This is a genomic window from Pseudomonas sp. UC 17F4, assembly GCF_900101695.1.
Classification (GTDB): domain Bacteria; phylum Pseudomonadota; class Gammaproteobacteria; order Pseudomonadales; family Pseudomonadaceae; genus Aquipseudomonas.
In genome coordinates this window covers 1,102,591-1,122,600 of the sequence record NZ_FNKV01000001.1, presented here as the reverse complement: position 1 = coordinate 1,122,600, position 20,010 = coordinate 1,102,591, and the positions used below count along the sequence as shown (strand labels likewise).

Annotated in this window: 22 protein-coding genes and 1 tRNA gene; 14 read left to right on the top strand and 9 right to left on the bottom strand. The window is 62.5% G+C overall.

All coding sequences use genetic code 11. The features are described 5' to 3' along the window. Positions 1 to 22: 22 nt before the first annotated feature. Positions 23 to 277, top strand: coding sequence for a hypothetical protein (locus tag BLR26_RS05115; RefSeq protein WP_093378659.1), 255 nt, complete (start codon positions 23 to 25; stop codon positions 275 to 277). 85 nt (positions 278 to 362) lie between these two features. On the opposite strand, the gene BLR26_RS05110 is transcribed toward BLR26_RS05115, so the two are convergent. Both BLR26_RS05110 and BLR26_RS05105 read right to left on the bottom strand, forming a co-directional pair. After that, positions 363 to 1,466: a choline metabolism transcriptional regulator GbdR gene (locus BLR26_RS05110; RefSeq protein ID WP_093378649.1), complete on the bottom strand. Its 1,104-nt coding sequence runs from the start codon at positions 1,464 to 1,466 to the stop codon at positions 363 to 365. A 408-nt stretch (positions 1,467 to 1,874) separates the two neighbouring features. Further along, positions 1,875 to 3,251, bottom strand: a complete 1,377-nt coding sequence (locus tag BLR26_RS05105) for an L-serine ammonia-lyase (RefSeq protein ID WP_093378645.1) — start codon at positions 3,249 to 3,251, stop codon at positions 1,875 to 1,877. 463 nt (positions 3,252 to 3,714) lie between these two features. Here BLR26_RS05105 and BLR26_RS05100 point away from each other — a divergent pair, with 463 nt between their 5' ends. The 3 genes from BLR26_RS05100 (at position 3,715) to choV (ending at position 6,752) form a co-directional block, all read left to right on the top strand. Further along, positions 3,715 to 4,662: a choline ABC transporter substrate-binding protein gene (locus BLR26_RS05100; RefSeq protein ID WP_093378641.1), complete on the top strand. Its 948-nt coding sequence runs from the start codon at positions 3,715 to 3,717 to the stop codon at positions 4,660 to 4,662. Between the two features lie 66 nt (positions 4,663 to 4,728). Beyond that, positions 4,729 to 5,577, top strand: a complete 849-nt coding sequence (gene choW / locus BLR26_RS05095; protein WP_176794313.1) for a choline ABC transporter permease subunit — start codon at positions 4,729 to 4,731, stop codon at positions 5,575 to 5,577. Beyond that, entirely contained in the window at positions 5,574 to 6,752 is a 1,179-nt protein-coding gene (gene choV, locus BLR26_RS05090) for a choline ABC transporter ATP-binding protein (RefSeq protein WP_093378632.1), read from the top strand. Before choW ends, choV begins: the two co-directional genes overlap by 4 nt. 111 nt (positions 6,753 to 6,863) lie before the next feature. On the opposite strand, the gene hisF is transcribed toward choV, so the two are convergent. From hisF to BLR26_RS05060, 6 genes are all read right to left on the bottom strand, one after another. After that, entirely contained in the window at positions 6,864 to 7,634 is a 771-nt protein-coding gene (gene hisF / locus BLR26_RS05085; protein ID WP_010221324.1) for an imidazole glycerol phosphate synthase subunit HisF, read from the bottom strand. A gap of 83 nt (positions 7,635 to 7,717) precedes the next feature. Further along, positions 7,718 to 8,467: a 1-(5-phosphoribosyl)-5-[(5-phosphoribosylamino)methylideneamino]imidazole-4-carboxamide isomerase gene (gene hisA, locus BLR26_RS05080; RefSeq protein ID WP_093378627.1), complete on the bottom strand. Its 750-nt coding sequence runs from the start codon at positions 8,465 to 8,467 to the stop codon at positions 7,718 to 7,720. 85 nt (positions 8,468 to 8,552) lie between these two features. Further along, the gene (locus tag BLR26_RS05075) at positions 8,553 to 8,816 is read right to left on the bottom strand and encodes a DUF2164 domain-containing protein (protein WP_036995008.1); all 264 of its coding nucleotides are present in this window, start codon (positions 8,814 to 8,816) and stop codon (positions 8,553 to 8,555) included. Continuing rightward, on the bottom strand, positions 8,816 to 9,454 hold the full coding sequence (gene hisH / locus BLR26_RS05070) for an imidazole glycerol phosphate synthase subunit HisH (protein WP_093378623.1): 639 nt from the start codon (positions 9,452 to 9,454) through the stop codon (positions 8,816 to 8,818). The genes BLR26_RS05075 and hisH overlap by 1 nt, the downstream gene beginning before the upstream one ends. Next, on the bottom strand, positions 9,454 to 10,047 hold the full coding sequence (gene hisB, locus BLR26_RS05065) for an imidazoleglycerol-phosphate dehydratase HisB (RefSeq protein ID WP_028942262.1): 594 nt from the start codon (positions 10,045 to 10,047) through the stop codon (positions 9,454 to 9,456). Before hisB ends, hisH begins: the two co-directional genes overlap by 1 nt. Before the next feature lie 195 nt (positions 10,048 to 10,242). Then, positions 10,243 to 11,904: an OFA family MFS transporter gene (locus BLR26_RS05060; RefSeq protein ID WP_093378619.1), complete on the bottom strand. Its 1,662-nt coding sequence runs from the start codon at positions 11,902 to 11,904 to the stop codon at positions 10,243 to 10,245. Between the two features lie 339 nt (positions 11,905 to 12,243). On the opposite strand from BLR26_RS05060, the gene BLR26_RS05055 reads away from it, so the two are divergent. From BLR26_RS05055 to BLR26_RS05035, 5 genes are all read left to right on the top strand, one after another. Further along, a complete protein-coding gene (locus BLR26_RS05055; RefSeq protein WP_093378616.1) occupies positions 12,244 to 14,484 on the top strand; it encodes an AsmA family protein in 2,241 nt (746 codons plus the stop codon). Next, positions 14,481 to 15,548, top strand: coding sequence for an A/G-specific adenine glycosylase (gene mutY / locus BLR26_RS05050; RefSeq protein WP_093378613.1), 1,068 nt, complete (start codon positions 14,481 to 14,483; stop codon positions 15,546 to 15,548). The genes BLR26_RS05055 and mutY overlap by 4 nt, the downstream gene beginning before the upstream one ends. After that, on the top strand, positions 15,545 to 15,817 hold the full coding sequence (locus BLR26_RS05045; RefSeq protein ID WP_045202346.1) for an oxidative damage protection protein: 273 nt from the start codon (positions 15,545 to 15,547) through the stop codon (positions 15,815 to 15,817). Before mutY ends, BLR26_RS05045 begins: the two co-directional genes overlap by 4 nt. Before the next feature lie 91 nt (positions 15,818 to 15,908). Further along, positions 15,909 to 15,984, top strand: a tRNA-Phe gene (locus tag BLR26_RS05040). A 118-nt stretch (positions 15,985 to 16,102) separates the two neighbouring features. Beyond that, positions 16,103 to 16,507, top strand: coding sequence for a hypothetical protein (locus BLR26_RS05035; protein ID WP_045202348.1), 405 nt, complete (start codon positions 16,103 to 16,105; stop codon positions 16,505 to 16,507). On the opposite strand, the gene BLR26_RS05030 is transcribed toward BLR26_RS05035, so the two are convergent. Continuing rightward, positions 16,483 to 17,037, bottom strand: a complete 555-nt coding sequence (locus tag BLR26_RS05030; RefSeq protein WP_093378611.1) for a TetR/AcrR family transcriptional regulator — start codon at positions 17,035 to 17,037, stop codon at positions 16,483 to 16,485. The two genes, BLR26_RS05035 and BLR26_RS05030, sit on opposite strands and share 25 nt — an antisense overlap. A gap of 109 nt (positions 17,038 to 17,146) precedes the next feature. Between BLR26_RS05030 and BLR26_RS05025 the strand changes: the two genes are divergently transcribed. The 5 genes from BLR26_RS05025 (at position 17,147) to BLR26_RS05005 (ending at position 19,974) form a co-directional block, all read left to right on the top strand. Then, positions 17,147 to 17,635, top strand: coding sequence for an HPP family protein (locus BLR26_RS05025; RefSeq protein WP_093378607.1), 489 nt, complete (start codon positions 17,147 to 17,149; stop codon positions 17,633 to 17,635). A 98-nt stretch (positions 17,636 to 17,733) separates the two neighbouring features. After that, positions 17,734 to 18,777 (top strand): polyphosphate kinase 2, encoded by a 1,044-nt coding sequence (gene ppk2, locus BLR26_RS05020; protein WP_045202354.1) that lies wholly within the window; start codon positions 17,734 to 17,736, stop codon positions 18,775 to 18,777. A gap of 91 nt (positions 18,778 to 18,868) precedes the next feature. Further along, positions 18,869 to 19,306 carry a hypothetical protein gene (locus tag BLR26_RS05015; protein WP_045202356.1) on the top strand — a complete coding sequence of 146 codons (438 nt, stop codon included), beginning with the start codon at positions 18,869 to 18,871 and terminating at the stop codon, positions 19,304 to 19,306. 151 nt (positions 19,307 to 19,457) lie between these two features. Beyond that, positions 19,458 to 19,715 carry a CopG family ribbon-helix-helix protein gene (locus tag BLR26_RS05010; protein ID WP_045202358.1) on the top strand — a complete coding sequence of 86 codons (258 nt, stop codon included), beginning with the start codon at positions 19,458 to 19,460 and terminating at the stop codon, positions 19,713 to 19,715. Next, on the top strand, positions 19,690 to 19,974 hold the full coding sequence (locus BLR26_RS05005; RefSeq protein WP_093378604.1) for a type II toxin-antitoxin system RelE/ParE family toxin: 285 nt from the start codon (positions 19,690 to 19,692) through the stop codon (positions 19,972 to 19,974). Before BLR26_RS05010 ends, BLR26_RS05005 begins: the two co-directional genes overlap by 26 nt. Positions 19,975 to 20,010: the final 36 nt, after the last annotated feature.

Here is a 20,010-nt window from a genome sequence, read left to right as displayed (position 1 = left end):
CCTGCAAACAAGGACAACAACCATGATGCATGCGGATTTGATTGATCAGGACGACCTGCTGGGCCAGCTGCGCGCGCTGGGTTTCGAGACGCCGGCCGGGGCCAGTGCCGAGCAAGCCTGCGAGTGTGCGGTACGCGGTTTGAGTGAGCCGCGGGCCAAAGCCTTGAAGGTCATGGTCGAGCAGATGTACACCAGTAGTGCGACTATTCTGCCGGACGTTCGTAAAGCCATCGACAAACAGCTGTTGCCGGCATTGGCACAATTCCAGAATCGCTAAAAGCATCGCGGGTCAAGCCCGCTCTCACAGAGATCACCTAACTCCTGTGGGAGCGGGCTTGACCCGCGATGAATTCAGCTCGGAATCAGAGCCTCACACTGGCAAAAGTCGACTCATTGCGCGCCTGGCTCAACGCCGACATCGGCCCGGCCAGCGGCGACAGCACCAGCGCCTGCGGGATCGGCATCATCGCCACCTGCTGGGCAGTATTAGAGCCCACGCGCTCGTCACGCGGCGGAATGCCAAAGTACTCGCGATAGCACTTGGAGAAATGCGGGGTCGAGACAAAGCCGCACACCGAAGCCACTTCGATGATCGACATCGGCGTCTGCTTGAGCAGTTGCCGGGCGCGGATCAGCCGCAGCTTCAGGTAGTAGCGTGACGGCGAGCAGTGCAGGTACTTCTGGAACAGGCGCTCAAGCTGGCGCCGCGACACCGACACATAAACGGCCAGTTCATCCAGGTCGATCGGCTCTTCGAGGTTGGCTTCCATCAACGCGACGATTTCCTGCAGTTTCGGCTGGTTGGTGCCGAGCATGTGCTTGAGCGGCACGCGCTGGTGGTCCTGTTCGTTGCGGATGCGCTCGTAGACAAACATCTCCGAGATCGCCGCCGACAGCTCGCGACCATGATCACGGCTGATCAGGTGCAGCATCATGTCCAGCGGCGCAGTGCCGCCGGAGCTGGTGAAGCGGTTGCGGTCGAGGGTGAATAAACGGGTGCTCATGCTCACCCGCGGGAAGGCTTCCTGCATCGCCGCCAGGCATTCCCAGTGCACGCTGCAGTCAAAACCATCGAGCAGGCCGGCACAGGCCAGGGCCCAGCTGCCGGTGCACACCGCACCCAGCCGTCGCGACTGGCGCGCCTGGCTCTGCAGCCAGGTGACGTGCTCGCGGGTAACGGTGCGCTGGATACCAATACCGCCACAGACAATCACGGTGTCCATAGCCGGTGCCTTGTGCATTGCCGCATCGGGAGTGATCTGCAAGCCGTCGCTGGCCCACACCTGGCCGCCATCCACGCTCAGGGTGCTCCAGCGGTACAGCTCGCGGCCGGACAGCTGGTTGGCCATGCGCAGCGGCTCAACAGCGGAAGCCAGGGAAATCAGCGTGAAATTGTCCAGCAGCAGAAAGCCGATGGATTGGGGCGTGCGGTTCTGGGTTGGGGTCCCGGAGTTGTACGACGTCATCGCGGTATCTCCTCACACAATGCAGGTTGTGCCTCAGGCAGGCACGGGCTTTTTTGTCACGGCCCCGATTCGGATGCAGGGGCTTTGCCAATCACAACGCAAATGCCATGCCTGAAATTGAATGGCCATTCAACAAAACCCAAAAACGACGTCGCGCAGCGTCTATATGGCCCTTGTTGCCGGGCGCGGTTATAAACGCAAACCAGCGGCCTAGCGCCGGTCTGTAGGACGCATGAGCAATTCGGTAGCACTTGTGTGAAGGATGCCCAGAAACGACATCGGCAACTGTCACCCAAGGCGCCAGGCACGGGGGTGACAGCGGATTGTTCGAGGCGGGAAAGGCCTGCGCGCCAAAAGGCGGCGCGCAGGCCGAAGGTGGGCGAAAACGGCGCAGGGCGCGTCAGCGTTTCAACATTCGATGGCGCTGACCGCCAGGCCACCGCGCGAGGTTTCCTTGTACTTGTCGTGCATGTCGGCGCCGGTGTCACGCATGGTGCGGATCACCCGGTCGAGGGAGATGAAGTGCTCGCCGTCGCCGCGCAAGGCCATCTGCGCGGCATTGATGGCCTTGACCGCGGCAATCGCGTTGCGCTCGATGCAGGGCACCTGGACCAGCCCGCCAACCGGGTCGCAGGTCAGCCCCAGGTTGTGCTCAAGGCCGATCTCGGCGGCGTTTTCCAGTTGCCCGGGGGTAGCCCCGAGCACCTCGGCAAGGCCGGCGGCGGCCATGGCGCAGGCCGAACCGACTTCACCCTGGCAACCGACTTCAGCACCGGAGATCGAAGCATTCTTCTTGCACAAAATGCCCACTGCGGCGGCGCCGAGGAAGAAGTCGACGACGTTGGCTTCGCTGACTTCGTCGCTAAAGCGCATGTAGTAGTGCAGCACCGCAGGGATGATCCCTGCCGCGCCATTAGTCGGTGCGGTGACCATGCGCCCGCCAGCGGCATTCTCTTCGTTGACCGCCAGGGCATAGAGGTTGACCCATTCCATGGCGCTCAGGGTCGAGCCGATGACATTGGGCTTGTTCAGTTCCTGCAGGCTGCGGTGCAGCTTGGCTGCGCGACGTTTGACATTGAGCCCGCCAGGCAGGATGCCTTCGTATTTGAGGCCGTTTTCGACACAGGCCTGCATGGCGTGCCACAACTTCAGCAGCCCGGCACGAATTTCTGCTTCACTGCGCCAGACCTTTTCGTTTTCCATCATCAATTGCGACACGCGCAGGTCGTTTTGCTTGCACAGTTCGAGCAACTCCACGGCACTGTCGAAATCGTAGGGCAGCACCGTGTTGTCGGCGTCCAGCACGCCGCTGGCAGCCTGTGCCGCATCAACGACAAAGCCGCCGCCCACCGAATAATAGGTGTCGCGGTGCAGCTCGCCTGCGGCGCCTTCAGCGATGAGGGTCATGGCGTTGGGGTGGTACGGCAGGTTCTCGTCGAGCAGCAGCATGTCGCGGGCCCAGACGAAGCCGACGTGCAGCCGGCCATCGAGCAGCAAGGTGTCTGTTTCGCGCAGTGCAGCGATGCGCGGACCGATTTGCGCGGGGTCGATGGCGTCCGGCCATTCGCCCATCAGGCCCATGATCACTGCGTTGTCGCTGCCGTGGCCGATACCGGTGGCCGACAGCGAGCCGTACAGGCGCACTTCGACGCGCCGCACCTGTTCAAGCTCGCCGCGCTCGCGCAGGCCCTGGACGAACAATGCTGCGGCGCGCATGGGCCCGACGGTATGGGAGCTGGATGGGCCAACGCCGATCTTGAACAGGTCGAACACACTGATGGCCATGCCACCTACCTCCTGAATGTACAGCCTGAATGTGCAGCCCCGCAGCCCAAGCCAAGGGCGTCGCAACTGCTACGCTGAATAGGCGGCAATCCGCCGATTCCGCGCATCATCAGGCTTTTGCCAGGACCTCTGACGTCTGCAACCGACGCGTTCTTGCCCAGCAACGCCGCCAGCTGTCAGCCGCGCTTGTGCGCCGTTTTTTTTGCGGTGCACAAGTGCCGAAACTGCGTTTACAGGGCCGGATAAATCTGTAAACGACCTCATCGACACTGGATGCGACCCTGTCTGTACTGGATACGACGCACCCTGTAGGCGTTTGATTTTCGCTGTTAGATGATCGGTATCGACTCGATTGCACGGCAGCCGTCCCGCTATCGCCCGATAGTCAGGCCCGACCGAATGCAAACCATAAAGCACGGCGGTCCCGTGGGACATCCGAGAAAAAAACCCAGGAGTCCATCGAATGAAAGGTTCACCCTCGCTATTGCTGGCCGCAGTGCTGAGTCTGCCGGTGCTGGCCCAGGCCGCAGAGCCCGAGCAATGTCACACCGTCAACTTCTCCGATGTCGGCTGGACCGACATCACCGTGACCACCGCGGTCACCAGCGTCGTGCTCCAGTCGCTGGGCTACAAGACCAAGACCACGATGATTTCGGTACCGGTGACCTACAAGTCGCTGGCCGATGGCAAGAACATGGACGTGTTCCTCGGAAACTGGATGCCGACCATGGAAAACGACATCAAGCAGTACCGCGATGCCGGCACCGTGGAAACCGTTCGGGCCAACCTTGAGAACGCCAAGTACACCCTGGCGGTGCCCCAGGCGCTGTACGACAAGGGCCTGAAAAACTTCGCCGACATTGCCAAGTTCAAGAAGGAGCTGGACGGCAAGATCTACGGCATCGAGCCGGGCAACGACGGCAACCGCACCATCCAGAGCATGATCGACAAGAACGCCTTCGGCCTCAAGGACGCCGGTTTCAAGGTGGTCGAGTCCAGCGAGGCCGGCATGCTCTCGCAAGTCGAACGTGCCCAGCGCCGTGACACCGCCGTGGTGTTCCTGGGCTGGGAACCGCACCCGATGAACACCCGCTTCAAGATGAAATACCTGGACGGCGGCGATGACTTCTTCGGCCCCGACTACGGCAAGGCCACCGTCCTCACCAACACCCGCAAGGGCTATGTTCAGGAATGTAGCAACGTCGGCCAGTTGCTGAAGAACCTGTCCTTTACCCTCGACATGGAAAGCAAGCTGATGGGCAACGTCCTGGACGACAAGATGAAACCCGACGCCGCAGCCAAGGCCTGGCTGAAAAACAACCCGCAGGTGCTCGACACCTGGCTGGCCGGGGTCACCACCGTTGACGGCAAGCCTGGCCTGGAGGCAGCCAAAGCCAAACTCACGCAGTAAGCACTGACTGCGGCGGGCTGGCCCCGCCGCAGGCTGTCTTCAAACTTTTGCAGGTGGACGCTCGCTATCATGCTGATCGATGAAAAACTCCCTTTGGGCCAGTACATCGCAGGCTTCGTTGAATGGTTGACGCAACACGGCGCCAATTACTTCGATGCCTTCGCGGCAGCACTGGAATACATGATTCATGGCGTGACCGGGGCACTGACCTGGTTCAATCCTTTCGTCCTGATCGGCCTGATTGCAGTAATCGCGCACCTGATCCAGCGCAAATGGGCGCTGACCGCATTCTGCGTACTGTCATTTTTGCTGATCCTCAACCTCGGTTACTGGCAGGAGACCATGGAGACCCTGGCCCAGGTGCTGTTCGCCACCCTGGTCTGCGTGGCCATCGGCGTGCCGCTGGGCATCCTCGCCGCACACAAGCCGATGTTCTACACCGCCATGCGCCCGGTCCTCGACCTGATGCAGACGGTACCTACCTTCGTTTACCTGATCCCGACCCTGACCCTGTTCGGCCTGGGGGTGGTCCCCGGGTTGATCTCGACGGTGGTGTTCGCCATCGCCGCACCGATTCGCCTGACCTACCTGGGTATCTGTGACGTGCCCCAGGAACTGCTCGACGCCGGCAAGGCCTTCGGCTGCTCACGCCGCCAGCTGCTGTCGCGCATCGAGCTGCCCCACGCCATGCCGAGCATCGCCGCCGGCGTTACCCAATGCATCATGCTGTCGCTGTCGATGGTGGTGATTGCCGCGCTGGTGGGTGCCGACGGCCTGGGCAAACCTGTGGTCAACGCATTGAACACCGCCGATATCGCCCTGGGTTTTGAAGCGGGCCTGGCGATCGTGTTGCTGGCGATCATGCTCGACCGTATCTGCAAACAACCCGACGCGCCGGTAAGGAGTGAAGCATGAGCATTATTCGCTTCGAAGACGTAGACGTTATCTTCTCCAGCCGACCGCGCGAGGCCCTGAGCCTGCTCGACCAGGGCATGACCCGCGAACAGATCCTGAAGAAGACCGGCCTGGTGGTCGGTGTCGAGAAAGCCAACCTGGACATCAACAAGGGCGAGATCTGCGTGTTGATGGGCTTGTCCGGCTCAGGCAAGTCGAGCCTGCTGCGCTGTATCAACGGCCTCAACACCGTCAGCCGCGGCAAGCTGTTCGTCGAGCACGAAGGCTCGCATATCGACATCGCCCACTGCACCCCGGCGGAACTGAAGATGATGCGCACCAAGCGCATCGCCATGGTGTTCCAGAAGTTCGCCCTGATGCCCTGGCTGACGGTGCGCGAGAACATCAGCTTCGGCCTGGAAATGCAGGGCCGCCCGGAGAAGGAACGGCGCAAGCTGGTCGATGAAAAACTCGAACTGGTGGGCCTGACCCAATGGCGCAACAAGAAGCCCGATGAACTCTCGGGCGGCATGCAGCAGCGCGTCGGCCTGGCCCGGGCACTGGCAATGGACGCCGACATCCTGCTGATGGACGAACCCTTCTCGGCCCTCGACCCGCTGATCCGCCAGGGCCTGCAGGACGAGCTGCTGGAGCTGCAACGCAAGCTGAACAAGACCATCGTCTTCGTCAGCCACGACCTGGACGAAGCCCTGAAGCTGGGCAGCCGTATTGCGATCATGAAAGACGGGCGGATCATCCAGTACAGCAAGCCGGAAGAAATCGTCCTCAACCCCGCCGACGACTACGTGCGCACCTTCGTCGCCCACACCAACCCGCTCAACGTGCTGTGCGGCCGCAGCCTGATGCGCACCCTGGACAAGTGCAAACGCATCAACGGCTCGGTGTGCCTCGACCCGGGTGGCGACTCCTGGCTGGACCTGGCCGAAGGCAACACCATCAAGGGTGCGCGCCAGGGCGCCAACGGCATGGACCTGCAAAACTGGGCACCGGGCGAAGCGGTGGAAGGCCTGGGGCGCAAACCGACCCTGGTGAATGCCAACATCGGCATGCGCGAAGCCCTGCAGATCCGCTACCAGACTGGCAACAAGCTGGTGCTTCAAGAGGGCAACAAAGTGGTGGGGATTCTTGGCGACAGCGAGCTGTATCACGCGCTGCTGGGCAAGAACCTGGGCTGAAAGCTATCGCGGGGCAAGTCGGGTCGCCGCACCGCCGCTCCCACCAGGATCACCTAAATCCCGGTGGGAGCGGCGGTGCGACGCCTCGACTTACCCCGCGATAGAGGACCGTCAGCGAACGACGATACCCTGCTTGGCCATGAACGCCTTGGCCTCGGGTACGGTGTACTCACCGAAATGGAAGATGCTCGCCGCCAGCACTGCGCTGGCATGACCTTCGATAATCCCGTCGGCCAGGTGCTGCAGGTTGCCGACACCACCGGAGGCAATCACCGGAATGCCCAGGGCGTCGCTGATGGCGCGGGTCACGCCCAGGTCAAAACCGTTCTTCATGCCGTCCTGGTCCATGCTGGTCAGGAGGATCTCGCCGGCCCCCAGGCCTTCCATCTTCTTCGCCCACTCCACCGCGTCCAGGCCGGTCGGCTTGCGCCCGCCGTGGGTGAAAATCTCCCAGCGCGGGGTTTCGCCCGGGCCCGAGACCTTCTTGGCATCGATGGCCACCACAATGCACTGCGAGCCGAAGTGCGCGGCAGCTTCGCCGACGAACTCCGGGTTGAACACCGCGGCGGTGTTGATCGACACCTTGTCGGCACCGGCGTTGAGCAGGTTGCGGATGTCCTGCACGGTGCGCACGCCGCCGCCCACGGTCAGCGGGATGAACACCTGGCTGGCCATACGCTCGACGGTATGCAGGGTGGTGTCACGGCCATCGACGCTGGCGGTGATGTCGAGGAAGGTGATCTCGTCAGCGCCCTGTTCATCGTAGCGCCGGGCGATTTCCACCGGGTCGCCGGCATCGCGGATGTTCTCGAACTTGACGCCCTTGACCACCCGGCCGTTGTCGACGTCGAGGCAGGGAATTATGCGTTTGGCTAAAGCCATAGGTAGACCTCGAGTTGCAAGCTTCAAGCTTCAAGCTGCAAGAAAGAGCGACTCGGTCGCGCTTTTGACTTGCAGCTTGCAGCTTACGACTTGGAGCTAGCCGAATAGGCGTCACAGAAGGCTTGCGCCTCGGCGACATCCAGGGTGCCTTCGTAGATGGCGCGGCCGGTGATCGCACCGATGATGCCTGGCGCCTTGGCGTCGAGCAGGGCCTTGATGTCACCGAGGTTGTGGATACCGCCGGAGGCGATCACCGGGATCTTGGTGGCAGCGGCCAGGGCGGCGGTGAAGGGCACGTTGCAGCCCTGCATCATGCCGTCTTTGGCGATGTCGGTGTAGACGATAGCCGAGACGCCGTCGGCTTCGAAACGCTTGGCCAGGTCAATGACCTGCACCGAGCTGACTTCTGCCCAGCCGTCGGTGGCGACGAAACCGTCCTTGGCATCCAGGCCGACGATCACTTTGCCCGGGAAGGCGCGGCAGGCTTCGGCGACGAACTCCGGCTCTTTCACCGCCTTGGTGCCGATGATCACGTAGCTGACGCCGGCCTTGACGTAGTGCTCGATGGTTTCCAGCGAACGGATACCGCCACCGATCTGGATCGGCAGGTTCGGGTAGCGCTTGGCAATCGCGGTGACTACTTCACCGTTGACCGGCTGGCCTTCGAAGGCGCCATTGAGGTCAACCAGATGCAGGCGGCGGCAGCCCCCTTCAACCCATTTGGCGGCCATACTCACCGGGTCGTCGGAGAATACCGTGGAGTCTTCCATGCGGCCCTGGCGCAGGCGTACGCAAGCACCGTCCTTGAGATCGATAGCGGGGATAATCAGCATGCTTTTTTCCTTCGTAAAAAAGAGCTGCAAGTTGCTAGCTACAAGCTGCAAGCATGCGCGTCTGTTCTCTTGCAGCTTGTCGCTTTCAGCTGCCTTTCTCTAGCGACCAGAGGTCGCTCTCGATACTCTCGAACCGTTCCTTGAGGTGGTTCTGCACATCGAAAATCGCCCTGTTGTAGTAGTGCGGGGCAATCTCTTTGGTGAACAGTTCCAGGACCTCGGCCACCTCGAACGACCCCAGCTGCAGCTCGAAACGGTCTTCGAGAAAGCGCTTGAGGGTATCGAGCGCTTCACGCTCCTGTTCCGGCGCCAGCGTGAGGATCGGCGGCTTGGCCCTGGACTTGCCCATTACCAGCGCCCGTCCCAGGCGGCGAAGTTCTGCAGCAGCTGCAGGCCATGGGTATGGCTCTTCTCCGGGTGGAACTGCACGGCAAAGCGCGAGCCTTCGGCCAGCGCTGCGGCGAAGTCGACGCCGTAATGGCCGCTACCGACCACCTGGCCCGGCTTGCCGGCGGTGATGTAGTAGCTGTGCACGAAGTAGAAGCGCGCACGCTCGGGGATGTTGTGCCACAGCGGGTGGTCGGTGCTCTGGGCAACTTCGTTCCAGCCCATGTGCGGCACCTTGAGGTGCTCGCCGTCTTCGTGCAGGTCTTTGCCGAAAAAGCGCACATTGCCCGGGAACAGGCCGATGCAGTCGACGCCGTCGTTCTCTTCGCTGTGATCGAGCAAGGCTTGCATGCCCACACAGATGCCGAGGAACGGCCTGTCCTGGCTGACTTCGCGCACCAGGCTGTCGAAGCCCAGGCGGCGGATTTCGGCCATGCAGTCGCGGATCGCGCCAACACCGGGGAACACCACGCGGTCGGCTTCGCGAATCACCTCGGCGTCGCTGGTGATCAGAACCTTGCCGGCGCCCACGTGCTCGAGGGCCTTGGCCACCGAGTGCAGGTTACCCATGCCATAGTCGATAACGGCAACCGTCTGCATTACAGGCAACCCTTGGTCGATGGCATCTGCCCGGCCATGCGCTCGTCCAGCTCGATGGCCATGCGCAGCGCGCGGCCGAAGGCCTTGAACACGGTCTCGATCTGGTGGTGGGTGTTGTGCCCACGCAGGTTGTCGATGTGCAGGGTGACGTTGGCGTGGTTGACGAAGCCCTGGAAGAACTCCTGGAACAGGTCGACATCAAAGCCGCCCACCGAAGCGCGGGTATACGGTACGTGCATCTGCAGGCCGGGGCGGCCGGAGAAGTCGATGACCACCCGCGACAGCGCTTCGTCCAGCGGCACGTAGGCATGGCCGTAGCGGCGGATGCCCTTTTTGTCGCCGATGGCCTGGTTGAAGGCCTGGCCGAGGGTGATACCGACGTCTTCGACAGTATGGTGATCGTCGATATGCAGGTCGCCCTTGCACTCGATATCGAGGTCGATCAGCCCATGTCGGGCGATCTGGTCGAGCATATGTTCAAGGAAAGGCACACCGATATCGAATCGGGCCTTGCCGCTGCCATCCAGGTTGATCGAGGCCTTGATCTGGGTCTCCAGAGTATTGCGCTCGACGGAAGCCTTACGTTCGACCATCACCAGCTCCGCAAAATCATTGGGCGAAAAAGGTGACCATTATAGGCCCAGAAGCACGCGGCTTGAAACGCAGATGACGCGTGGCAGGGAATTTACCTGCGATCCGGCAATTTTCAGCTACTTCTGTAGGAGCGGGCTTGCCCCGCGATCGAATGCGGGTTCATCGCGGGGCAAGCCCGCTCCTACAGGGCAGACCTAATTGAACAACACCGCAGTCTTCTGCAACGTCACCCAGATCCCCCAGGCCAGCGGCACCCCGACCACCAGCCAGGCCGCCAGCACCAAAGGCTTGCTGGCCGGGTCGGCCTTCCACTCCAGTACGCGCTCGCTGGCGCTGCCCTGGTCGTGGCTCAGGGCCCGTTCGGCGGCAAGCTCGGCATCGGTCATGAAGTACTTGTCGGCCACCGGCCGCACCAGCGCATTGCAGACAAAGCCCAGCACCAGCAGCCCGGCGAGGATGTACAGAGTGATGTCATAGGCCGCCGCCCGTGGCACGCCCAGCGCCAGCTGGTACTCGCGCAGGTAGGTGATCAGCACCGGGCCCAGCACCCCGGCTGCGGCCCAGGCGGTCAGCAGGCGACCGTGAATGGCACCGACCATCTGCGTGCCGAACAGGTCGGCCAGGTACGCCGGCACCGTGGCAAAACCGCCGCCGTACATCGACAGGATGATGCAGAACGCCGCCACGAACAGGGCGATGTTGCCCAGGTGGCCCATGTTCGGCACCAGCGCATACAGAGCCACGCCCAGGGCGAAGAAGGCGAAATAGGTGTTTTTGCGCCCGATATAGTCGGAGAACGACGCCCAGAAGAAGCGCCCGCCGATATTGAACAGGCTGAGCAAACCGGTAAAACCGGCGGCAATCGCGGCGATCTGGCCCAATTGCGCGGCGTTGAGCTGGCTGAAGCTCAGGTCATTGCCCAGCAGCTTGCCGGCAAAAACCTCCTGCAGCAGCGGCGAAGCCATGCCGAGAATGCCGATACCTGCCGAAACGTTCAGGCACAAAACCAGCCAGATCAACACAAACTGCGGGGTTTTCCACGCCACACTGACATGCACATGGCGATGGGTGATCATCGCGTTGCCGACTTTTTTCAGCGGCGCAGTCCAGCCTTCAGGCTTCCAGCCGGTAGGCGGTACGCGATAGGCCAGGGCGCCGCCGAGCATGAACACGAAGTAGATCACCGCCATGACCACGAAGCTCTGCCAGACCCCAACGTCGCCGGGCGTAGCGAAGTGGTTCATCAGCGCTGCTGCCAGCGGCGCGCCGACCATGGCGCCGCCGCCAAAACCCATGATCGCCATGCCGGTGGCCATTCCGCGTTTATCCGGGAACCACTTGATCAGGGTCGAGACCGGGGAAATATAGCCAAGCCCCAGGCCAATACCGCCGATCACCCCGGAGCCCAGCCACATCAGCCACAGTTGGTGGGTATAGACGCCAAAGGCGGAAATCAGCAGGCCGCCGCACCAGCACAGGGTCGAGACCACCCCGGCCTTGCGCGGCCCGGCGTGCTCCAGCCAGCCGCCCCAGATGGCCGCCGAGCACCCCAGGAAGACAAAGAACAGCGTGTAGATCCAGCTGAGCATCGAGATCGGCCAGTCGCACTCGGTGGTGAACATGCGCATCAGGAAGTGGGTCTGTTCCGAGCAGACAAGCGGCGCACTGATGCCGATGGCCTGCGACAGCGGCAACCAGAACACCGAAAAACCGTAGGCCATGCCGATGCACAGGTGGATGGCCAGGGCCGCTGGCGGTACCAGCCAGCGGTTGAAGCCCGGACGGGCGATGATCCGCTCCTTGGACAGGAAGCCGGGCGCGCTGGCGACGGTTCCGGCCGTGATGCTGCTGCTCATTGTTGTGTTCCCCTCGTAGGAATGAAGCGCTCACCGCCCGCGACCTTGGCGCTTTGGCAACTGGTCGTTGTTATTGGCGAACGGCCCCGTTTGCGCGACAAATGGCCGCAGCAGGGCCTGAGAGCGGCGAGAGAGTAGCATTTGCCGTGGTCACTTAGCGCTAACTGATACCGTCGTTTGTTCTGCAACTGATCCCCCCGGCAAGGAACTGTCATGCCATGTGTTGTCGAATCCGACACTTATGCAGGACTAAACCTTCGCCCCATATCACCCAGCGGTGATAACCGCAGCGCTATACTCTGCGGCTGAATTTAGAAATCGGACTACAAGGACTCGCCCATGAAAGCGTTCGGCAAAATCCTGGGGCTGGTGCTTCTCGGGTTGTTGCTGATCATTGTGGCTCTGGGCTTCGCCCTGACCCACCTCTTCGATCCCAACGACTACAAAGACGAGATTCGCCAGCTGGCACGCGACAAGGCCCACGTCGAGCTGACGCTCAATGGCGACATTGGCTGGAGCCTGTTCCCGTGGCTGGGCCTTGAGCTGCATGAAGCCAGCATCGCCACCCTGAACAACCCGAAAGTGCCGTTTGCCGACCTGCAGATGCTTGGCCTGTCGGTACGCGTGCTGCCGTTGCTTCGCCGTGAAGTGCAAATGAGCGATGTGCGCGTCGAGGGCCTGAACCTGACCCTGAGCCGTGACGAAAATGGCCACGGCAACTGGGAAGACATCGGCAAGCCACTGCCCGCTGCCACCCCGGCCCCGGCCCCGGCCGAAAGCGCCGGCACTGCCCCGGCCCAGGCTAGCAGCGACAGCGCCAGCGAGCGCCCGGTCAAGCTCGATATCGACAGCCTGACCGTCAACAACGCCCGCGTGCAGTACAACGATGCCCGCAGCGGCCAGAGCTTCGGCGCCGAAAGCATCCAGCTGAGCACCGGCGCGGTGCATGAAGGGGTGAACATCCCGCTGAAGATGACCGCCTTCCTCAGTTCCGGCCAGCCAGTGGTCAAAGCGCGCACCGAGCTTAACGGCGAGCTGCGCTTCGATCGCCGGCTCAAGCGCTACCAGTTCGAAGACATGAAACTCAGCGGCGAAGCCTCGGGAGAGCCGCTGCAAGGCAAGACCATGACCTTCGCCGCCCAGGGCCAGTTGCTGGTCGATCTGGCGGCCAACGTCGCCGAATGGAACGGCCTCAAGCTCTCGGCCAACCAGCTGCGCGCCCTCGGCGAGCTGAACCTGCGCGACCTCGACAAAACCCCGCAACTGAGCGGCGGCCTGTCGATTGCCCAATTCGACCTGCGCAACTTCCTCGACAGCATCGGCCACCCGCTGCCGGCCTCGGCCGACGCCAGCACCCTGGGCAAGGTCGAGCTGGTCACCCGCCTGCAAGGCACGCCGAACAGCCTGGCCCTGGAAGACCTGGCGATCAAGCTCGACGACAGCACCTTCAGCGGCCGCCTGGCCATTGAAGACTTCGCCAAGCAGGCCCTGCGCGTGCAGCTCAAGGCCGACAAGTTCGACGCCGACCGCTACCTGCTGGCCAAGAGCGAGGCAGCCCAGGGCGCCAAGGCCGCACGCCAGGCCGAAGTGCAGAGCAAAGAGGCCGGTGCCCTCGCCGGTGCCGGTACCACGCCGCTGCCCGACGCGCCGACCCAGGTGGCCTGGAGCAACGACAAGCTGCTGCCGGTTGACCGCCTGCGCAAGGTCGACCTGCAGGCCGACCTGACATTTGGCCAGCTGACTCTGGACAAGCTGCCGATCGAAAACGCCCACCTCAAGGCCCAGGGCCAAGGCGGCCTGATCACCCTGGAAACCCTGCGCGGCGGCTTGTACAACGGCGACTTCGAAAGCAAGGGCACCCTCGATGTACGCCCAGCCGTGCCGCAGATTGGTCTTAACACCCGCATCAACCGGGTGCCGGTCGAGCACTTCATCAAGAGCGAAACCGGCACGCCACCGGTCAAGGGTCTGTTGACCCTCAACAGCGACCTGACCGCCACTGGCAACAGCCAGAAAGCCCTGGTCGACACCCTCAACGGCAACGCCAGCTTCGTCATCAACGACGGTATCCTGGTCAACGCCAACCTCGAACAGCAACTGTGCCAGGCCATCGCCACCCTCAACCGCAAGGCCCTGAGTGGCGAGCCACGCGGCAAGGACACGCCGTTCCAGGAGCTCAAGGGCAGCCTGGTAATGCGTAACGGCGTGGCCAGCAACCCTGACCTCAAGGCACGCATTCCCGGCCTGACCGTCAACGGCCATGGCGACCTCGACCTGCGCGTGCTGGGCATGGACTACCGCATTGGCGTGATCGTCGAGGGCGACAAGCGCGATATGCCCGACCCAGCCTGCCAGGTCGGCGAGCGCTATGTCGGCCTCGAACTGCCGCTGCGCTGCCGTGGCCCGCTGGAGCTGGGCGCCAAGGCTTGCCGCCTGGATAAAGACGGCCTGGGCAAGGTCGCGGCCAAGCTGGCTGGCGACAAGGTCAGCGAAAAGCTCAGCGAGAAGATCGACGAGAAGCTCGGTGACAAGGTCAGCCCGGAACTCAAGGACGCGCTCAAGGGGTTGTTCAAGCGATGAGCCCTGAGCAGTTTTCCAGCGCCGTGCTGGATTGGTACGACCGTAACGGCCGCCACGACCTGCCCTGGCAACAGGGCATCACTCCGTACCGGGTGTGGGTCTCGGAGATCATGTTGCAGCAGACCCAGGTGAGCACCGTGCTCAACTACTTCGACCGCTTCATGCAGGCGCTGCCGACGGTCCAGGCCCTGGCCGAAGCGCCCGAGGATGAGGTGCTGCACCTGTGGACGGGCCTGGGTTACTACACCCGGGCGCGCAACCTGCAAAAGACCGCGAAGATCGTTGTCGAGCAATATGGCGGAGAATTCCCCCGCGATGTCGAGAAACTCACCGACCTGCCCGGCATTGGCCTGTCCACTGCCGGCGCTATTGCCAGCATCAGCATGGGCCTGCGTGCGCCGATCCTCGACGGCAACGTCAAGCGCGTGCTGGCCCGCTACACCGCGCAAGAGGGCTACCCCGGCGAGCCGAAAGTGGCCAAGGCGCTGTGGGCCAATGCCGAGCGCTATACCCCGCACAGCCGGGTGAACCACTACACCCAGGCGATGATGGACCTGGGCGCGACCTTGTGTACCCGCAGCAAGCCCAGTTGCCTGCTGTGCCCGCTCAAGGTCGGTTGCGAGGCGCACATGCTCGGCCAGGAAATCCGCTACCCAGTGCCCAAGCCGCGCAAGGAGCTGCCACAAAAGCGCACGCTGATGCCACTGCTGGCCAACCACCAAGGCGCCATCCTGCTTTACCGGCGGCCTTCCACGGGCCTGTGGGGCGGGTTGTGGAGCCTGCCGGAACTGGACAATCTCGCGCAGATCGACGAGCTGGCCGACCAGCACGGCCTGAGCCTGGCCGGCAGCCAGGCGCTGGACGGCCTGACCCACACCTTCAGCCACTTCCAGCTGGCCATCGAGCCCTGGCTGGTGCGCGTCAATGCCACCAGCGACCACGTGGCCGAGGCCGACTGGCTCTGGTATAACCTCGCCACCCCGCCGCGCCTGGGCCTTGCCGCCCCGGTGAAAAAACTGCTTAAACGCGCGGCCGACGTATTGCTTACAGGAGAGTCGCGATGACCCGCACCGTAATGTGCCGCAAGTACAAAGAACAATTGCCAGGCCTCGAGCGTCCACCCTACCCGGGCGCCAAGGGCCAGGACATCTTCGAGAACATCTCGCAGCAAGCCTGGGCCGACTGGCAGAAAGAGCAGACCATGCTGATCAACGAGAAGCGCCTGAACATGATGAACGCCGAGGACCGCAAATTTCTCCAGGGCGAGATGGACAAGTTCTTCTCCGGCCAGGATTACGAGAAGGCCGAAGGCTACGTTCCACCTAGCGAATAACCCCGGAAAATCGTAAGCGACGGAATTAATTTAAAAAATTTTCAAAAAGTCGTTGACGTAAATCCGAAAAACCCTTTTAATGCGCCCCGTTGCCCAGATAGCTCAGTCGGTAGAGCAGGGGATTGAAAATCCCCGTGTCGGCGGTTCGATTCCGTCTCTGGGCACCACTAATACCGAAAAGCCCCAAGCGAAGTGATTCCTTGGGGCTTTTTTCATGCCTGCGATTTATCAACGAACGCAGGCCTGCTCGCGCACGGAAATGCCGCGAGCTTGTCGGAGCCAGGGATGAAATCGATTGCCGTCGCCGTCGCCATGCTGCTGAGCCTGACCGGCTGTGTCGGCGCCACCGTGGTGCTGCCGCACAAAGACACCTACCCCACCGCGGCCCATCGCATCCTGCGCCTGAAGAACATCACCCCCAAGGTCAGCAAATCGGAGAAATCCGACGTCACCCGCGAATGGTGCGGCGTCACCCTCTGGGCTGTGGTCGTGCCGGTGCCTTTACTACTGCCGGTGTGCAGGACCTACAGTGAAGTGGCCTATGGCCCGGACATCGATGGCGACCAGGTCGTGCTGTTCAACGCCAGGCAGACCATCAGCTCGCCCATGTACGCCTGTGGCCCGATGATGATCCTGGCGCCGATCATCCATGGTTACGAAGGCAATCAGATCTGCGGGATGCTGCGATAGGCCAGCGCAGCCACTATCAACCGCGCCGCTTCGAACAGCGGCACCTGCACCCCGCCGACCTGCGACGCAACAATCAACCCCTCGCCCAGCAAAAACAGCTGCTGCGCAGCGCCCTGCTTGCACCCCGCCTGCTGGCAGGCCTGCTCAAGTGCGGCCATGACCTTGTCCTTGTGCAACCTGGCCAGCACATGGGGTGGCTCGGCCGGCCCGGCATACTCGGCCGAGGCGTTGATGAAGGCGCAGCCGTAGAAGTCTTCAGAGCGCGCCCAGGCCTCGATGAAATCGATATAGGCCAGCGGCCGCGCTTTTGCCTCAACGGCCGCCAGAGCGCTTTGCAGGCGCGCCATGAAATCGTGATCGCGACGTTCCAGCGCCGCCTCGATCAACAGCTCCTTGCTGGGGAAATGCCGGTACAGGGTTTTCTTGGTCACCCCGGCCTCCTGGCTCAATTGCTCGACGCCGGTGCCGTGGTAACCCTGGCGGTAGAACAACTGCAGCGCCGACTCGGCGATTTTCTCGGACGTGCTCATGCCACACCTTCGATCAGGACAGTTGCCAACAGTGTATACCGATCGGTTGACCTGCAGGTAAACCGATCGGTATCCTCGGCGCAAATCGCCCACCCGGAGAACTGTACCCATGCCATTCAAATCCAAGGCGCCCGCCGCCCCTTCCCTGCATTTCAGCCTGCTGTCACTGATCGGCGCGGCCCTGGCGATCGGCGCCACCGGCTGGCTCAGCCAGGTGTCCGGCGCGCTGTGGCTGATGGCCCCGTTTGGCGCCAGCTGCGTGCTGGCCTTCGGCATGCCCGACTCGCCGCTGGCGCAGCCGCGCAACATCATCGGCGGCCACGTAATTGCCACCCTGGTGGGCCTGGCAGTGCTGCATACCCTCGGCGACAGTTGGTGGAGCGCAGCCCTGGCCGTCGGCCTGGCCCTGGCTGCCATGCAGCAAACCCGCACCCTGCACGCACCAGCCGGGGCCAACCCGCTGGTGGTGATCGCCAGCCACGCACCACTGAGCTTCGTGATTACCCCGGTACTGGCCGGCTCGCTGGTGATCGTCGCCGTGGCCTGGTGCCTGAACAATGCGCGCCAGGCCAACAGCTACCCGAAATACTGGTACTGATGGCGCTATGCCAAGGGCTGTTGACCACCGTCAATATGCCCTTGGCCGGCGTCGATAAAATGCTCTGAGGATATTAGAAGGAACCAACAGGCCTCCCCATGAGCGAAGAATCCACTGCCCTGCCCCTGCCCTCGCCTGCCGCTGAAACACCTGCGAGCCCCAGCCCAAGCCCGGCACGCAAAGCTGCCACCCCCCGTCCACGGCGTCCACGCACGCCGCGCAAGCCTGCTGTCAGCGCCGCTGCCGAAAGCGAAATCAGCGCCATCAGCCAGCAACCGGCGGCCCTGAAAGTCGCCTCGGCGCCGCGCGGCTCCAACGAGGACAGCGCCTCGGCCAAGCTGCCGGCCAGCTACCCGTACAGCAACCGCATGCGCCGCGCCGAGTACGAAAAGGCCAAGCACGAACTGCAGATCGAACTGCTCAAGGTGCAAAGCTGGGTCAAGGAAACCGGTCAGCGCATCGTCGTGCTGTTCGAAGGCCGCGACGCCGCCGGCAAGGGTGGCACCATCAAGCGCTTCATGGAGCACCTCAACCCGCGTGGTGCGCGGATTGTCGCCCTGGAGAAGCCTTCCGAGCAGGAGAAGGGCCAGTGGTACTTTCAGCGCTACGTCCAGCACCTGCCCACGTCCGGTGAAATGGTCTTCTTCGACCGCTCCTGGTACAACCGCGCCGGGGTCGAGCGGGTCATGGATTTTTGCTCGCCGCTGCAATACCTGGAGTTCATGCGCCAGGCGCCGGAGCTCGAACGCATGCTGTGCAACAGCGGCATCCTGCTGTTCAAGTACTGGTTCTCGGTGAACCGCGAAGAGCAGCTGCGCCGCTTCATCTCCCGCCGTGACGACCCGCTCAAGCACTGGAAGCTGTCGCCGATCGACATCAAGTCGCTGGACAAGTGGGACGAATACACCGCTGCCAAGGAGGCAATGTTCTTCCACACCGACACCGCCGATGCACCGTGGACGGTAATCAAATCCGACGACAAAAAACGCGCGCGGATCAACTGCATCCGCCACTTCCTGCACTCGCTGGACTACCCCGGCAAGGATTTGAGTGTCGCCCACCAGCCTGACCCGCTGCTGGTGGACCGCGCCGCGCGCGTGCTCGAAGAGGAAGACCGCGGCGAGCTGGCGCAACCAGCCTGAGCTTGCTCCAGGCCGTCGGCGGCACTTGGGTTTCCCGGCCAACTGCGATTCAATACGCAGAATTTATCCGGCTCAGCACAAGGGTTCACCGATGGCCTCCAGCAGCAAACAACAGAAACGCGCCAAGCGCGCCGCCAACAAGGCCCGCGAAAACCGCATGGTGCGTAGCGGCCAAGCGGTCAAGAGCTCGGGCGAAAGCTCCAGCGCCAGCGTCGAGCAGGTCTTCAACAAGGCCATGGAATCGGGCAGCTATACCGCCCTGTTCGAAAAAATGAAGCAAGCCCAGGAAACCGGCCTGGTCGCGCTGATTTCGGTGTTCCTGGTCGACCCGCTGCTGACCCTGGTGCTCAAGGGCCACAAGGAAGAACACGCCACCGACTACATCGTCATGGTCTTCACTGCCTACCGCAAGTGGCTGGACGGCGCCGACGAAGCCACAACCATGGCCTGGCTCGAGAGCGACGAGTTCCAGGAAGCCTACATCAGCGCGTCCGAGGCGGTGGCCAAGCAGCAGAAGAAGTTTGGCTGACAGCTTGCCTGGCTCCTGATTCCTCGGGGGCCAGATCCTCTCAAAGAAAAATCCTACATCGACCACAGGTCCCTGGCCGATTGACCATCGCCTCGACGCCACCTAACCTTTGTTGACCGTTTACAACGTATACAAAGTCAGGAGCGTAGACATGGCTTCCCCGGTTCTGTCGTTTCGCGTCGAAGCATCCCTCGCCGAAAAGCTCGATCAACTGGCAGCCGCCACCGATCGAGATCGCCAATATCACCTCAAGCGCGCTTTGCTGCGCTATGTCGAAGCCGAGTCATGGCACGTGCAGGCGATTGCTGCCGGCATCAGCGATGCCGACACTGGCAACCTGACCGACCTCTCTGAGGTCAAGGCAAAGTGGGTGAAACGCGAAGATGATTGCACTGACGGCGAAGGCTGAAAGCGACCTGGATTCGATTTTCGAGCACCATCAGCTCAAGGCAGGCAGCAAAACGGCCTTTGCAATGGTTCAGGGCATATTGAGCAGCCTGGAAATACTCGAACACTTCCCAGGTGCAGGCCGCCCCTCGCCAGTGCCGGATGTGCGTGAGCTGGTGCTCGCCCACATCCCCTTTATTGCCCCGTACCGCTTGCTCGACGGACGGGTCCAGGTATTGCGATTTCTGCATCAGCGCAGTGAGCGACCTGAGCACTGGTAAAGCCCACCGCGTGAGCCGCGATGAGCCCGCCACGGC

Excerpts from the sequence above, each read along its gene's own strand:
- BLR26_RS05115 (WP_093378659.1), top strand. The coding sequence starts at position 23 with ATGATGCATGCGGATTTGATTGATCAGGACGACCTGCTGGGCCAGCTG.
- BLR26_RS05110 (WP_093378649.1), bottom strand. The coding sequence starts at position 1,466 with ATGACGTCGTACAACTCCGGGACCCCAACCCAGAACCGCACGCCCCAA.
- BLR26_RS05105 (WP_093378645.1), bottom strand. The coding sequence starts at position 3,251 with ATGGCCATCAGTGTGTTCGACCTGTTCAAGATCGGCGTTGGCCCATCC.
- BLR26_RS05100 (WP_093378641.1), top strand. The coding sequence starts at position 3,715 with ATGAAAGGTTCACCCTCGCTATTGCTGGCCGCAGTGCTGAGTCTGCCG.
- choV (WP_093378632.1), top strand. The coding sequence starts at position 5,574 with ATGAGCATTATTCGCTTCGAAGACGTAGACGTTATCTTCTCCAGCCGA.
- hisF (WP_010221324.1), bottom strand. The coding sequence starts at position 7,634 with ATGGCTTTAGCCAAACGCATAATTCCCTGCCTCGACGTCGACAACGGC.
- hisA (WP_093378627.1), bottom strand. The coding sequence starts at position 8,467 with ATGCTGATTATCCCCGCTATCGATCTCAAGGACGGTGCTTGCGTACGC.
- BLR26_RS05075 (WP_036995008.1), bottom strand. The coding sequence starts at position 8,816 with ATGGGCAAGTCCAGGGCCAAGCCGCCGATCCTCACGCTGGCGCCGGAA.
- hisH (WP_093378623.1), bottom strand. The coding sequence starts at position 9,454 with ATGCAGACGGTTGCCGTTATCGACTATGGCATGGGTAACCTGCACTCG.
- hisB (WP_028942262.1), bottom strand. The coding sequence starts at position 10,047 with ATGGTCGAACGTAAGGCTTCCGTCGAGCGCAATACTCTGGAGACCCAG.
- BLR26_RS05060 (WP_093378619.1), bottom strand. The coding sequence starts at position 11,904 with ATGAGCAGCAGCATCACGGCCGGAACCGTCGCCAGCGCGCCCGGCTTC.
- BLR26_RS05055 (WP_093378616.1), top strand. The coding sequence starts at position 12,244 with ATGAAAGCGTTCGGCAAAATCCTGGGGCTGGTGCTTCTCGGGTTGTTG.
- mutY (WP_093378613.1), top strand. The coding sequence starts at position 14,481 with ATGAGCCCTGAGCAGTTTTCCAGCGCCGTGCTGGATTGGTACGACCGT.
- BLR26_RS05045 (WP_045202346.1), top strand. The coding sequence starts at position 15,545 with ATGACCCGCACCGTAATGTGCCGCAAGTACAAAGAACAATTGCCAGGC.
- BLR26_RS05035 (WP_045202348.1), top strand. The coding sequence starts at position 16,103 with ATGAAATCGATTGCCGTCGCCGTCGCCATGCTGCTGAGCCTGACCGGC.
- BLR26_RS05030 (WP_093378611.1), bottom strand. The coding sequence starts at position 17,037 with ATGAGCACGTCCGAGAAAATCGCCGAGTCGGCGCTGCAGTTGTTCTAC.
- BLR26_RS05025 (WP_093378607.1), top strand. The coding sequence starts at position 17,147 with ATGCCATTCAAATCCAAGGCGCCCGCCGCCCCTTCCCTGCATTTCAGC.
- ppk2 (WP_045202354.1), top strand. The coding sequence starts at position 17,734 with ATGAGCGAAGAATCCACTGCCCTGCCCCTGCCCTCGCCTGCCGCTGAA.
- BLR26_RS05015 (WP_045202356.1), top strand. The coding sequence starts at position 18,869 with ATGGCCTCCAGCAGCAAACAACAGAAACGCGCCAAGCGCGCCGCCAAC.
- BLR26_RS05010 (WP_045202358.1), top strand. The coding sequence starts at position 19,458 with ATGGCTTCCCCGGTTCTGTCGTTTCGCGTCGAAGCATCCCTCGCCGAA.
- BLR26_RS05005 (WP_093378604.1), top strand. The coding sequence starts at position 19,690 with ATGATTGCACTGACGGCGAAGGCTGAAAGCGACCTGGATTCGATTTTC.